The organism is Desulfovibrio sp. JC010 (genome assembly GCF_010470675.1).
In the GTDB taxonomy this organism is placed as follows: domain Bacteria; phylum Desulfobacterota; class Desulfovibrionia; order Desulfovibrionales; family Desulfovibrionaceae; genus Maridesulfovibrio.
The window spans coordinates 428,150-442,429 of the sequence record NZ_VOIQ01000001.1; the positions used below are offsets into that span (position 1 = coordinate 428,150).

Annotated in this window: 10 protein-coding genes; 2 read left to right on the forward strand and 8 right to left on the reverse strand. The window is 52.2% G+C overall.

What is annotated here, in order from left to right; genetic code table 11:
* Positions 1–144: 144 nt before the first annotated feature.
* The 8 genes from pta to FMR86_RS01990 form a co-directional block, all read right to left on the reverse strand.
* Positions 145–2,259, reverse strand: coding sequence for a phosphate acetyltransferase (gene pta / locus FMR86_RS01955; RefSeq protein ID WP_163349381.1), 2,115 nt, complete (start codon positions 2,257–2,259; stop codon positions 145–147).
* Positions 2,260–2,608: 349 nt separating this feature from the next.
* Complete coding sequence (locus tag FMR86_RS01960; RefSeq protein ID WP_163349382.1) at positions 2,609–4,147, reverse strand: DASS family sodium-coupled anion symporter; 1,539 nt, start codon at positions 4,145–4,147, stop codon at positions 2,609–2,611.
* A gap of 344 nt (positions 4,148–4,491) precedes the next feature.
* Positions 4,492–5,811, reverse strand: a complete 1,320-nt coding sequence (locus tag FMR86_RS01965; protein ID WP_163349383.1) for a malic enzyme-like NAD(P)-binding protein — start codon at positions 5,809–5,811, stop codon at positions 4,492–4,494.
* A gap of 28 nt (positions 5,812–5,839) precedes the next feature.
* Entirely contained in the window at positions 5,840–6,397 is a 558-nt protein-coding gene (locus FMR86_RS01970) for a Fe-S-containing hydro-lyase (protein WP_163349384.1), read from the reverse strand.
* The gene (locus FMR86_RS01975) at positions 6,397–7,236 is read right to left on the reverse strand and encodes a fumarate hydratase (protein WP_163349385.1); all 840 of its coding nucleotides are present in this window, start codon (positions 7,234–7,236) and stop codon (positions 6,397–6,399) included. Before FMR86_RS01975 ends, FMR86_RS01970 begins: the two co-directional genes overlap by 1 nt.
* Positions 7,237–7,239: 3 nt before the next feature.
* A complete protein-coding gene (locus FMR86_RS01980) occupies positions 7,240–7,977 on the reverse strand; it encodes a fumarate reductase iron-sulfur subunit (protein ID WP_163349386.1) in 738 nt (245 codons plus the stop codon).
* A gap of 20 nt (positions 7,978–7,997) precedes the next feature.
* A complete protein-coding gene (locus FMR86_RS01985; RefSeq protein WP_163349387.1) occupies positions 7,998–9,851 on the reverse strand; it encodes a fumarate reductase flavoprotein subunit in 1,854 nt (617 codons plus the stop codon).
* 13 nt (positions 9,852–9,864) lie between these two features.
* Positions 9,865–10,512 carry a succinate dehydrogenase/fumarate reductase cytochrome b subunit gene (locus FMR86_RS01990; RefSeq protein WP_163349388.1) on the reverse strand — a complete coding sequence of 216 codons (648 nt, stop codon included), beginning with the start codon at positions 10,510–10,512 and terminating at the stop codon, positions 9,865–9,867.
* Between the two features lie 1,037 nt (positions 10,513–11,549).
* On the opposite strand from FMR86_RS01990, the gene FMR86_RS01995 reads away from it, so the two are divergent.
* A complete protein-coding gene (locus FMR86_RS01995) occupies positions 11,550–12,122 on the forward strand; it encodes a TetR/AcrR family transcriptional regulator (protein WP_163349389.1) in 573 nt (190 codons plus the stop codon).
* Positions 12,086–14,275: an MFS transporter gene (locus FMR86_RS02000; RefSeq protein WP_239057110.1), complete on the forward strand. Its 2,190-nt coding sequence runs from the start codon at positions 12,086–12,088 to the stop codon at positions 14,273–14,275. The genes FMR86_RS01995 and FMR86_RS02000 overlap by 37 nt, the downstream gene beginning before the upstream one ends.
* Positions 14,276–14,280: the final 5 nt, after the last annotated feature.

Here is a 14,280-nt window from a genome sequence, read left to right on the forward strand (position 1 = left end):
GTATTTAGGGACTTCAGGGGTGCTTAATGCAAAAAAATTGATCGGAAATTCAAACCATCTGAAATATAAGCATTAAAAAAGGGCTAAACCCTGCCCTAAAGCAGAAGAAAGCCCTTGAAAAGACATTCAATCTTGAAAATATTTTCAACCGCCGGAATTATTTTTTTCCGCTATGGCCTGAATGGCGGTAATTGCCACGGTATTGACCACATCACGCACAGTACAGCCGCGGCTGAGATCGTTAACCGGTTTTTTCAAACCCTGCAGGACCGGACCGATGGCAACTGATTCCGGCTGTGACCGCTGCACGGCCTTGTAGGTATTGTTCCCGGTATTGAGATCGGGAAAAATGAGTACGCTGGCCTGTCCGGCAACATCGCTGTCCGGCATGAGCTCAGCGGCAACTTCCGGGTCCACGGCGGCGTCATATTGCAGCGGTCCTTCCACTGCTATTTCCGGTGCCATTTCCCGGATCAACTTGGTTGCCTCCTTGACTTTATCAACCGACAAGCCCTTACCCGATTCTCCGGTGGAATAAGAAAGCATGGCTACCCGCGGTTCTATTCCGAAGATTTCCGCAGTGTGCGCGGAACTGATGGCAATTTCGGCCAGTTCCTGTGCATTGGGATTAGGGTTTACCGCGCAATCACCGTAAGCCATAACCTTATCATTGTTGCACATGAGAAACACACTGGAAACAATGGAAAAGCCAGGTTTGGTCTTGATGAATTCAAATGCAGGACGAATGGTCTGGGCAGTGGTTGTAATGGAGCCGGAAACCATGCCGTCGGCTACTCCGGTATAGACCATCATGGTCCCGAAATATGTAGGATCGCTCATGCGGTCACGGGCATCATCCTTCACAATACACTTATGTTTGCGCAGTTCGAAATACTCATCCACAAAACGGTCAAAATGCTCGGAATTAACCGGATCGACAACTTCAATACCGTTCAAACTGATACCGATATCCGAAGCAGCATGGCGCACTTCATCTTCATTGCCGAGCAGGGTCAGGTTGACAACATCACGGCGGCGCAGGATGTCCGCAGCACGCAGGATGCGTTCCTCCTTGCCTTCAGGAAGTACAATATGCCGTTTATCCTCACGGGCTTTGTGCAACAGGGTGTGCTCGAACATGTAAGGTGTGATCCGGGTGGAACGGCTGGAAACCAGCTTCTGCTGCAGCTCATGTGAATCAACACAGGTTTCAAACAGCCCCATGGCCGAAAGCACCTTGGCCTGATTTTCCGGATCAATCTTGCCGTGCAGCCCGCGCAGAATCTGGGCGGTTTTGTAAGTATGCCCCGGTGCCACGAGGATGGGCAAAGGAACGCCCTTCCACCCTTCTATTAAATGATGCACGGTCATGGCCGGCTTGATTCCCCCGGTAAGCAGGATTCCCGAAACATTGGGATATGAATCGGAAAGACGCGAGGACAGGCTGGCGAGGATTATGTCTGAACGGTCGCCGGGGGTTATGATCAGACTGCCGTCATTGACGTATTTCAGGAAATTCTCAATCTGCATGGCCGCGACCACATAATTATCAACAGGTGTATCAAGGCGGTCTTTACCGTAAAGCACATTACAGTTCAGCCATTTGACAACGTCATTCATGGTCGGATTGCCCAGCCTTTTGTCATCGGGCAGCACGTAAACCAGCGGGTTGTTCTTGCTCTTCAGGCAACCGCGCAGATTATTCGCAAGCTCCGGGGAAAAATGCTTTGAAGCCCGGTTGACCATGACCGAAATGACATCCAGTCCCTTTTCCTCAAACATGGCTACGGTGCGGTTGGCAAGATCGCAGATCTCATCTTCGTAACTGTCCATGGCATTGAGCACCGCCAGCACAGGACTGCCGAGGTTGCTGGCTACATCAAGGTTCATCTGAAATTCCAGCGCAGCTTCACCGCCGAGGTAATCTGTACCTTCACAAAGAACAAAGTCGTAATTGTCCTCCAGCTCCTTGAAACGGTCGAGGATATTTTCCATGAGCAGGGATTGTTTGCCGTCATTGAGCAGCCGGGTGGCCTCGCTCTGGGTGTAGGCGTAGGTGGTGTCATAATCCTGCGGAAGTTTGAAATGGCGCAGGATAAGATCAATATCATGGTCACGGTCCCGGAAATTGTCGTGAATGATGGGCCGGAAAATCGCCACCTTGCGCAGGTGGGTCAGAAGCAGCTGCATCACTCCGAGGACGATTGCAGATTTCCCACTCCGGGCCTCAGTTGCCGCAATGTACAAGCTCTTTGACATTCTTTCTCCTGATTCAGTTACAGCATGTGAGTGTATCAATACCAAATCTTTTATTTTTAATCACGTAAATGGGAGACGGAAAAAGTGTCTATTTTGGAGACACCCGGCAGCGGCCACTCTGGGGAGGTGCTGATGAGGTCCGCCATGCTGCCTTTATTCGGGCAAACAAATTGTGACCCTGCCGGGGGGATGCTTGCGGCACATCCGGTGTCTCCCGGTCCGAATTTCGGACGCAAGTATGGAATCCGCAACCATGCGGTCGCAGAGAAATTTCAAAAGAAGTTTATATTAAACAGCTTGAGGAAATATGTTTCCGGGCGGAACTAGCCGCCCGGAAACGTAGGGGGTGTTACTTAGGCATAACAGCCCAGTCGGGGAGGACACTTAAATCAATACCCCAGAGCACCGGCAGCAGGTAGACCACTGAGAAGGTGATCAAAACCGCGCCGATCATGTTCAGCCAGAAACCTGCCGAGGCCATCTGTTTGATGGACACACAGCCGGAGCCGAAAACAACCGCGTTTGGCGGGGTTGCAACCGGGAGCATGAATGCAAAGGATGCGGCCACGCAGGCACCGATGATGGTTGCAAAGGGGTGAACGCCCATGGCGATTGCCGCACTGCCCATGATTGGGACAAGCAGGGTCGCGGTGGCGGTGTTGGAAGTGATTTCAGTCAGGAAGATGGTGATAACGACCACGATAGCTACGAAGGCCAGAATGGTCAGGCCGTCAAGCATGGTCAGTCTGGAAGCGATAAAGGTCGCCAGTCCGGTTTTGGAGAAACCGTTGGCGATTGCCAGACCACCACCGAAGAGCAGGATTACATCCCAGGGAATCTTAACCGCAGTTTTCCAATCAAGCAGGAATTCACCTTTCTTGAAGTTGGTCGGGATCGCGAAAAGGATACCCGCACCGAGAATACCGATGGTTGCATCATGAACAAAGCCGAAGTTGGGCCAGAGTTCCTGCACGAATGCCATCTTTTTCAGGAAACCGCGGGAGAGCCAGAAAGCAGCTACGAAACAACCGACTGCGACGATGTATTTTTCTTCCTTGGACATGGGTCCAAGAGCTTCGATTTCCTTATCAATGATGGCTTCACCACCGGCCAGTTCCAGACCCTTGGACGGGAACAGGACCTTGGTAAGAATCCACCAGGAAATACCGATCATAAGAGCGGCAAGGGGAACACCGTAGAGCATCCACTGTCCGAAACCGATCTGTACGCCGTACATTTTGTCGACCATGCCGACCATAACGGTGTTCGGGGGGGTACCGATGATAGTACCGACACCGCCCATGGAAGCAGCATAGGCGATACCGAGCATAAGACATTTACCGAAGTTGGATTCAGGACCGCTGGTAGCACAGGCTCTGAGGGTCTTGGAATCAAAACCGGTGGCCTGCTGGATAACCGCGAGACCGATGGGCACCATCATCATGGTTGTTGCTGTGTTGGAAACCCACATGGAAAGAAAACCGGTGGCAATCATGAATCCGAGAATCATACGGTTCGGGCTGGTACCGACGGTTTTAATAGTATGCAGGGCGATGCGTCTGTGCAGATTCCACCTTTCCATGGTCACGGCGAGAAAGAAGCCACCCATGAACAGGTAAATAAGATGGTTAGCATAAGGAGCACAGGCCGCTTTGGATTTCATGATACCCAGAAGCGGAAAGAGTGCGATAGGCATCAGGGAAGTTGCGGGAATGGGGATCGCTTCAGTGATCCACCAGATCGCCATCAGGGCTGTTACTGCCGCGACCTTCCACGCATTTGGTTCCATACCGGAAGGCACGGGCATTAAAAACATAATCAGGAATACTATCGGTCCCAGAAAAAAACCGATTCTACGTCCGTTACCACTATCTTGTTGATCGCTCATAGTCCCTCACTTGAGCTTGTGGCCGTCATGCCGGATAAGGAGATTCCCACTGCCCCGTCAGTGCTGTTAGCAGTCAGCACTTTTGCGGGTTGTCAGCGCAGTTCAAACCATCCTGCCTGAATCCGTACACACAGCCGATACTTTACATACAGGACCTCACCACCAGTTTTGTACCCTCTCGGCCGCACAGGACCGAAAAAGTTTGTTCGCAAAAAAACTTTTTAAGAGAACTGACGCTTTGCCAAATAAAATGACGAAGCCCAGCTAAAAAGTTTTGGGATTCTTAAACCCTTTTCCAAAAGGGTTTAAGGCCCCCGGCAGGGCCGCCGGAGGCCATCCTAAACCTAGATATCCAAGTCGTAAGACTTGATGAAATCACCGACGCGTTCTCTGGAAGCAGCCAGACGCTCGCGCAGTTCTTTCTTGTACTCTTCGATGTCGATCTTCTTGCGGGCCACACCGGTATCCATGGCGGCCTGCGCAACTGCTGCTGATTCGAATTCGATCAGACGCAGGTCAAGCGGCTTGGGAATGATGTAGTCGATACCGAATTCGAGCTTGTCCACACCGTAAGCTTCGCAGACGTAATCCGGAGCCGGGGTCTTTGCCATGGCTGCCAGTGAGTTCGCTGCTGCAATCTTCATTTCTTCGTTGATGGCGGTAGCGTTTACATCCAACGCACCACGGAAGATGAAGGGGAAGCCCAGAACATTGTTGATCTGGTTGGGGAAGTCGGAACGTCCGGTACCCATGATGGCGTCGGGACGTGCTTCCTTGGCATCGGTGTAGGAGATTTCAGGATCGGGGTTGGCCATGGCAAAGATAATGGGAGAATCAGCCATGGATTTAACCATATCTTTGGTGACCATGCCTTTGACGGAGAGTCCGAGGAATACGTCAGCACCGTTCATGGCGTCAGCGAGATCCTTGTATTCTTTGTCAGTGGCAAAAGACTGCTTCTGTTCGTTGAGACCTTCACGGCTGTTGTTGATGTGGCCGCGGGAGTCGAACATGGCGATGTTCTCAGGTTTGATGCCCAGAGACTTGTAGAAGTTGGTGCAGGCTACTGCGGAAGCACCTGCGCCGGAAACAACCAGACGCATGTCTTCGATTTTCTTACCGGTGATTTCAGCAGCGTTGATCAGCCCTGCACCGGAGATGATGGCGGTACCGTGCTGGTCATCATGAAAAACCGGGATATCCATTTCTTTTTTGAGCTTTTCTTCAATGTAGAAGCATTCGGGAGCCTTGATATCTTCGAGGTTGATACCGCCGAAGGTGGGTTCCATAGCTTTAACAATGGCGCAAAGTTCGTCAGGATCGGAAACATCGAGGTTGATGTCGTAAACGTCAACGTCTGCAAAGACCTTGAAGAGAACGCCCTTACCTTCCATAACCGGCTTACCCGCTTCGGGGCCGATGTTACCGAGACCGAGAACTGCGGTACCGTTGGAAACAACAGCAACAAGGTTGCCGCGACCGGTGTAGAGGTAGGATTTTTCTTTATCTTCCGCGATTTCCTTGCAGGATTCAGCAACACCGGGGCTGTAAGCCATGGAGAGGTGTTTCTGGGTATCGCAGGGTTTTACGGGAACGACTTCAACTTTACCCTTTCTACCTTTGGAATGGTAATCAAGAGCTTCCTGTTTAGTGAAAAGAGCCATGAATATTTCTCCTTAATTAACAAAATTATTATTCAACACCAGCCGCCTTGCGGTCGGGAACGGCGTACAGTTCGCCACCGTGGGTATCATTGATGACCAGCAGAGGAAATTCCTCAACGGTCAGTTCACGGATGGCTTCGGGACCCAGTTCATCAAAGGCGATAACTTTCGCTTCCTTGATGCACATGGAAAGCAGAGCTCCGGCACCGCCGGTTGCTCCGAAATAAACAGCTTTATGATCCTTCAGGGCCTGCTTGACCTCATCGTTACGCTTACCCTTGCCGATGCTGGCCTTCTGGCCGAGGCTGTGCAGCCGGGGTGCGTAAGTGTCCATGCGGTAACTTGTGGTCGGTCCTGCGGAGCCGATGGGCCTGCCCGGAGGGGCCGGGCTGGGACCGACGTAGTAAACCACCGAACCTTTTAGGTCGAAAGGCAGTTCCTTGCCTTCGTCTAGCAGGTCGCAAAGTCTTTTGTGGGCAGCATCGCGGGCGGTGTAGATGGTTCCGGTCAGTTTGACCACATCCCCGGCCCTCAGCTGGACCATATCTTCATCAGTCAGCGGAGTATTCAGCTTGTATTCAGCCATTAGAGTACAACCTCCTCGTGCCTTGAAGAATGGCACTGGATGTTCACCGCCAGCGGCAGGGACGCAATGTGGCAGGGGCGCATTTCGATCTTGACGTCAAAAACGGTGGTCTTGCCGCCAAGGCCCATGGGACCGATGCCGAGCTTGTTGATATCTTCCATGAGCTCAGCTTCAAGCTTGGCCATTTCAGGATCGGGATGAGGCTCACCCACTTTGCGCATGAGCGATTTTTTCGCCAGCAGAGCGGAGTATTCGAAGGTACCGCCCACGCCGATACCGACCATGGTCGGGGGACAGGGGTTGGGTCCGGCTTCGGCAACGCGCTCGATGACAAACTTCTTGATGCCTTCCCAGCCCATGGCCGGAGCCATCATGGTTACGCGACTCATATTCTCGGAACCGCCGCCCTTGGCCATAAAGGTGATTTTGATCTTGTCACCGGGGACGATATCAAAATGAATGATGGCCGGGGTGTTGTCCTTGGTATTGGCCCGGGTCAGGGGATCACAGGCGGACTTGCGCAGGAACCCTTCATCGTACCCCTTGCGGACGCCTTCATTGATGGCCTCGCGGATGTTCATGTCTTCCACACGCACATCTTCGCCCATCTCAACAATGAAGACAGCCAGTCCGGTATCCTGACAAAGCGGCAGACCTGATTCGGCAGCCAGCTCCCAGTTTTCCTTGATCTGCTTGAAGACTTCCTTGGCCGCCGGGGAATCCTCGGCAGCAGCGCATTCTTCAAAACGCTTTTTCACGTCTTCGGGCAGGTAGCGGTTTGCGCTTACGCACATTTTCGCCACGGCATCGATAACCTGTTCAGCTTTAATGGTACGCATAGCTTACTTCCTGAATATTTCCTTGATTGCGGTGATACCCATCTTGCGGCGCAGGAAACCGAGCTGGTTCTGCAAAGGCAAGCCTTTGGGGCAGACATCTTCACAGCCGAGGAGTCCCATACAGCCGAAGATACCTTCATCATTACCGATAACTTCAAAGTAATCGCGGTCGGTGCGCTGGTCGCGGGGGTCAACTACGAAACGGGCCACACGGTTGAGTGCGGCGGCACCGAGGAAGTCGTCACGAAGACGGGCGGTACCGCAGGCGGCAACGCAGCAGCCGCATTCAATGCAGCGTTCCAGTTCGTAAATCTGCTCGGCAACTTCGTTTTCCATGCGCTCTTCAAGAGCGGTGGGATCGAAGGTCTTGTTGGTGTGAATCCATGATTCTGTGGTCTGGTACATTTCCCTGAACCATGAACCGGTATCAACTGAAAGGTCACCGATCAGCTGATATACAGGCAGGGGCAGCAGGGTAATCTGACTGGGCAGGTCCACAGTCTTGGTCTGGCAGGCCAGACGGGGTTTACCGTTGACCACCATGGCGCAGGCACCGCAGATGCCCGCGCGGCAGCAGAAATCAAAAATCAGGCCGGGGTCCTGCTCTTCGCGCAGACGGTTCAGCGCGATGAACAGGGTCATATTCTCGGTTTCATCCAGCACAAAGGTCTGCATGTGCGGAACCGACCCCTTATCCTGAGGATTGTAACGGAATATATCAAATTCGAGTTGTCTGCTCATTTTAATATCCTTGTCAGGGGTTATTTCTTGATAGTCTTGGCTTCAATCTCGGCCTTGTCGGCTTCGATGATGGTACCGCCGCCGTAACCACGGTCTCCCGGAGGAATCTCGTAGTGGGGAGTGGCTTCCTCGTACTGCAGTTCAGGCATGTCCGCGCCTTCACGCCAGTAAGCGAGAGTACGGTTCAGCCAGTTCTGGTCATCACGTGCGGTGTAGTCCTCACGGTTGTGGGAGCCGCGGGATTCAGTACGTTCAAGGGCAGCCTTGGCGATGCACAGGCCGAGCTTGACCTGACCTTCAATCTTGAGGGCCGCAGCCAGTTCGTGGTTTGCGCCCAGACCGTCGGAAACAAGGCCGACATTGCGCGCTTTTTCAAGAGTTCCCTGTAAGGTGTCGATGCATTTTTTGAGTCCGGCATCATTTCTGAATACAAAGCAGCCTTCCATGAGGGCGTCCTGCATTTCTTCACGGACCTTATAGACATTCTCCTTGCCGTTGGCACCGCTGCGCAGGTTCTCGATGCGATCCTGCTGTTTCTTGACGGCGTCCGCAACAAGAGCGGTCTTGAAGTCGGTTTCGTACCCTTTAAGGAATTCAACAATTTTGACACCGATGATCCCGCCAGCAACAACGGTTTCCGCAAGGGAGTTACCGCCCAGACGGTTAAAGCCGTGCATATCCCAGCAGGCTGCTTCACCGGCGGAGAACAGACCCTTGAGACCGTAAACCGCACCATCTTTATTGGTACGTACGCCGGCCATGGTGTAGTGCTGGGTCGGACGGACCGGGATGAGCTGTTTGCGGGGGTCAACGTTCAGGAAGTGATGGCAGATTTCATCAACTTCGCGCAGTTTAGTGGAGATGTGCTTGTCACCGAGATGACGGATATCCAGCCAGAGGTGTTCGCCGTAAGCGGATTTAACACCCTTGCCCTCGCGCATGTGGTGGGTCATCCAGCGGGAAACAACGTCACGGGAGGCCAACTCGGCCTTTTCCGGTTCGTAGATATTCATGAACCGCTCTTCGTTGACGTCAAGCAGGGTTCCGCCGTCACCGCGGCAACCTTCAGTTACCAGAATATCGGTGGGGACAATTCCGGTGGGGTGGAACTGGATTGCTTCCGGGTTACCGATGGGTACAACCCCGGTATCGTGGGCGATGATATGCCCGCCGCCGTCACAGATAACCGCGTTGGTGGTTGCTTTATAGATACGTCCGAAGCCGCCTGTGCAGATGGCAGTGGCCTTGGAAAGGAACACTTCCAGCTCGCCCGTGCGCAGGCAGCGGACAACCGCACCGGTACATTTATCGCCGTCATGAATGAGGGAGATAGCTTCCTTGCGGTCAAAAACATCAATTCCGAGTTCGGCACAGCGGTTGTCCATGGTACACATGACCGCGTGTCCGGTTCCGTCAGAAGTGTAGCAGGTACGCCATTTGGCGGTACCGCCGAAGGAGCGTGCGGTAATCAGGCCGCGCTTTTCTTCTTTTTCTTCTTTTTCAAATTTCTCGCCACCTTTGAAATAGAAGGATTTACCGGGAACAACGCGGTTCCAGGGCACACCCCAGTGTGCGAGTCTGCGCATCTCGATGGGAGCTGCGTCTGCGAAAAGACGGGCCACTTCCTGGTCACAGCCCCAGTCGGAACCGCGAACAGTGTCGCCGAAGTGAACGTCTACATTGTCTCCCTCGCCCTTGGCACAGTTCCCTAATGCGGCCTGCATGCCGCCCTGTGCTGCCGATGAATGGGATCGGCGTGCCGGGACAATGGAGAGACAAGTTACATCAAAACCTTCCTGGGCCGCCTCCACAGCCACGCGCTCGCCCGCAAGGCCCGCGCCGATAACAAGGAGATCTGAGTAATATGTTTGCATTTAAGAACCCCGTTTAACTTAAAGTGATGAACCTGATCAGGGTGATGATGCCGATGACCATGAAGGTCGCAAAGAGAATGGATTCAAGCTTCTTGGCCTGTTTCCTGTTCTCAGTCCTGATGAATCCCCATTTGACGCCGATGCGGTAGAATCCCACGCTGACATGAAGCTCAACGCAGGGCAGAAGGACCAGATAGAAAAGCATCCATCCGCCTTCGGAAACTCTGGCCGCCGACTTTGCGGCAGTAATGGGAAGATCATTGAGCACAACCCACATGTGGACAGCACCCATCACGAGGATGATCATTGCGGTAACAGCCTGGACAACCCAAAGCCAGGTATCACGATGCCCCAGCATCTGTGCATGCTGCCAAATGGTTGACTGCCCTTCCGCACGGAAAGGTATCTTTCTGGCTGCCAGCGCGAAATGTAGCAAAAAAGTCAAGAAAATCAAAGGACCACCAACCTGAGCCATATACGTGGCTTCAAAGAAATGTGCAATACCGTTCATGATCTTGGGAGAAATAACCACCGAAGAAACCAGAATCATGTGACACCACATAAAGGCCACAAGCCCGGCTCCGGTAAGCATTTGCATCCAGTCGAGAACCGCATCCCGCTTACCCGGGCGCGCCACGTGCATACCTACGTTTACAGCCATAATCATCCTCCTTTGACGGGACTACTCCCGTATTAATGGATTACCAACATGACCTCATCAGCATGAGTACTGTGGTACCTATCCGCCGCCTGCCTTAAGCAGACAGCTCCACTTCCCTTAAAAACCGCCCGGACCGAATTCTATAAAATACGGCCGGGAACCGGATTAAATACCCGGCTTAAATGGCATAATCCCTTTTGAAAGGAATATTTTCGAAAATGGAGAAAGAGACCTGCGCAAAGAGCACACTGAATTATCCGTTACCGCATGCGGAAACGGGCTGTTTGTAGAGACTGCAGAGAAAGGTATTATGGAAGCCGAACAGTTGTTTAGCCCGGAGAATACGGGCGCAGGTCCGGCAGAAGAGTTCATGGAAAAGAAATTCCAAAGACAATGTACGAGCAACAGGAGCAACTGACTCCAAAGCACCAGACGGCCCTGAATACAGCACTCTCCTGATTCCCGGAAAACAGGTCCCACCCCGTTCTTCGCGAATATGTTTTGACTGAAAACTGGCATACATCCCTCGGCACCCGAAGAGTTTGAATTGTAAACCCATCACATCCACGCTTCTTCGGGGAGACTTTAATTAAACCAGATCACAAAACCTGAAACTCACATTGTCAAATATGCGATCCATGCATCTTTGGCTGGACCACCTTGTCACTTAGTTGTAATCTTTCTAACACCACCTAATTGGCTGGTCAATCAATTTTCAATTTTTTGTTGACTTCTGCTTGTTTTTTTGTTCACAAGCTCTCGTGTTACGAAATAGCTAAAAATTATTACTAACTTTTATTCGTTTCAATACGCGATGTTGTTTCCATTACAAGAGAGATTCCTCTTATCAGAAGAACAAAAAGAGCAAAAAAACGGAACAAATATATTATTTTAATTGAAGAATATCTGTTTCAGCCTTGTTAATTTTCCTAATGACGACTATTAATCTATTAAGGAATTTTTCAACCGAACCAGTTGTTACAATGGTAAAAAAAGTCCCCGATGCCCCTGCAACAGCTCAACAACGGAGCCTCACAATGACCAAGAAAGAAAAGATCCTGCTGGCCGCACAAGAAGAGTTCGGAGAACATGGATACACAGCAACGACTTTAAAAATGGTGGCTGACCGGGCAGGGGTTGCCTCAGGGCTGGTTTCGCACTACTACGGCAACAAAGACAATTTATTTCTTGAAGCAGGCGGGGAACTCATCGACCAGATGCTGGGTGTACTCACCGACAAAGCCAAAGAGGGTAAAAACGGGCTTGAAGCACTGGGCATATTCGTACAGGCCTATTTCGACTTTACCGACAGCCACAGGACAACCTTCCCGACCCTGCTGCGCAGCTCCCCTTTCAGTGACGAATACCCGCACCTTGACCGTACCCATATTGCAGCAAAATTTAAAAGACTTATTGACCAGATTGAAGATTACATCAGACAGGGAATGGAGGACGACTCCGTACGTGAGGTTCCGCTGACGCAGACCAGCTATCTGGTTTACGGACATATTGTCGGGGCGGTCCGAACTGAATTCCTGACCCCGTTCCAGATAGACAATCTTTTTAAAGAAGCATGCCGATTCATAACTCGAAGCTTAGCCAAAGACTGAGCAGACTCAATGTTCCCCTGCTGATGGGGGCGGTCTTTGCCGCTTCCATGGGAACCGGGGTTTTCACCTTCACCCTGCCGCTGATGAACCTCGACGAAAAGGCCGGGGGAATGTGGCTGGGCAGCGGCTTTGCCGGATATTTTCTGGCCAAGCTGCTCATCGCCCCCCTTTCAGGAAACTACGCTGACAAAAACGGCAGCACCAAGCCGTTGCTGCTTTCCTGCGGGCTGGCGATTCTGCTCCCCCTGCTCTACCTGCTCCACCCGGTCATCGAGACCCTTTACGTTATCCAATTTATCCTCGGACTCTGCGCCGGAACAGTGCGCACGGTGAGCATGGCTGCCATCGGTGCTTCCATGGATGGCGACAAACTATCCTCCCGTTTTGCCCTGCTTTCGGCAGTGATGAACTCATCCTTCCTGCTCGGCCCACTGCTGGGCGGCCTATTATATATAGATAAGGACTACCTGCCCGTGCTCGGAGCCATGTCCGGTTTCATGGGGCTTGCGTTCATTGTTTTCATGCTCTGCGCAAAGCATCTGCCTACCAGCACTGCTGAACCGGACTGCACCGGAGATATTTCCCCCGGCCTGAGTCACTTCCTGAGTATACTGGCCGCCCTTTTCGGACGCGGCATGGGCATCGGCAGCCTCATTGCTTTTTATCCCGTACTGCTCAAATCATCACTGCAACTCAGCCCCGGCAGCACTGCTTTACTCTTTTCCATCCCCAGTCTGGTGACCGTATTGCTGCTGCCCGTTTCAGGACGGCTGCTGGCCGGATTTGACCGCAAACTGACTACCTCTGCGGGAATGCTGATCAGTGCTCTGGCCCTTTATATTCTCGGTGGATGTTCCGGCATACCCGGATTCATCTTTACCGGAATCCTGTCCGGCATAGGGGCGGCAATCTCCATGCCCCCATCCATGGCCGTTTGCTCGGAGCTGGGCTGCGCCAAAGGCCGGGCTTTGGGATATGCTAATATGGCTGCCAACATAGGCTTTATGGCCGGGCCGCTTTTCTGCGGAATTATGGTCAGCTCCAGCGGAGACGTGGGCACACCGTTCAAACTGACCGCCATTGCCGGGGGTTTGTGCACGATCTTTTTAATATCTGAGGGCATACGGGAAAAAGGGCATAAAAAGGCCGGACTTGCCACAGCTGCATTATGTGCAATAGTGCTGACCCTGCTCATCCCCCTGAATTTAAAACAGGAAAAATCCGACGAATTTTTCCGCTACAGCGATGTAGCCATGGGTACAGTGGTCAACCTGACCATCCCTGAAGTCAAAAACAAAGACATCCGGATAAATGCCAAAGAAGCGATCGCCATAATGCACCGCTTGCAAAAAGACCTAGACCACCGCGACAAGCGCGGCTCAATCGGACGGGTCAACCATGAAGCGGGCAAAAAAAGTGTGCGTGTTTCGGAAAAGGCTTTTGAAACCATCAAACGCGGCCTTGAAATCAGTGAAAAATCAGGCGGCAGCTTTGACATAACAATCGGAGCCATTACCACCACCCCGTTTTATTATGCTCTGGATAAAAGCCGCTTTGCCGGACACAAAGAGCTGATCAATTACCGTCTGCTGGAAATAGCCCCGGCTGAGAACAGGGTCTTCCTGCCCAAGAAAGGAATGGCCCTTGATCTGGGAGGTCTCGCCAAAGGGACCATTATTGATGCTGCCGCGGATCACCTGAGAGCTTCCGAGATCAAGACCGCCATGGTCGAAGCCGGGGGCGATTTCATGGTTTTCGGTGACCGGGAGTGGTCAATCGGTATCCGCAACCCGCGCGGAAAAGGAATCATCGGGCATATCAGGGTAAAAAACAGCGCGGTCTGCGGATCAGGTGATTATTATCAGTTCATCACCCCGGTATCCAAAGACGAAAAAACACGGAAACACCACATCTTTGATCCGGCACTGCTGCAATCATCCGCTGCGAGCATCGCCACCACCACCGTCGCGCCGGACGCGGAAACCGCCGACGCTCTGGCAACCACGATATTCATCATGGGCCCCAAAAAAGGAAATGAATTCATGGATAAACATTTCCCGGATTGCGCGGCCATGTGGATTCTACCGGATATGTCCATTGTAAGCACAAAAAACTTCCCCAAAATCAACACTCAATCAAAAACAGAACAATAACAACA